The sequence below is a fragment of the Actinoplanes subtropicus genome (assembly GCF_000721705.1).
GTDB lineage: Bacteria > Actinomycetota > Actinomycetes > Mycobacteriales > Micromonosporaceae > Actinoplanes > Actinoplanes subtropicus.
Genome location: NZ_JOJL01000181.1, coordinates 1 through 262 on the forward strand (window position 1 = coordinate 1; position 262 = coordinate 262).

The 262-nt window shown below is 69.5% G+C and carries 1 protein-coding gene; it reads left to right on the forward strand.

What is annotated here, in order from left to right; all coding sequences use genetic code 11:
• The coding region (locus IH26_RS61865) for a hypothetical protein (protein WP_034218351.1) at window positions 1-262 on the forward strand (262 nt) is incomplete at both ends.

The following is a 262-nucleotide window of genomic DNA, read 5'->3' on the forward strand; positions in this document are numbered from 1 at the left end:
CACTGCTGTCCGCCCTGACCGTCTTCCGCCTGCTACCCCGCGGGTTCACCAACACCGACCTACGCGCCCACCTGGCACCCCTGCTCGACCAGCCGAACCCGAGCCCCGGCGCGATGACCTACGACCTACGCCGGCTACGCCAGCACGGACTCATCGACCGCACCCCCGGCAGCCACCGCTACCACGTCACCGACCTCGGCTGGCGCACCGCACAACTGTTCACCCGCACCTACACCCGACTCCTAAGACCCGGACTGGCCCA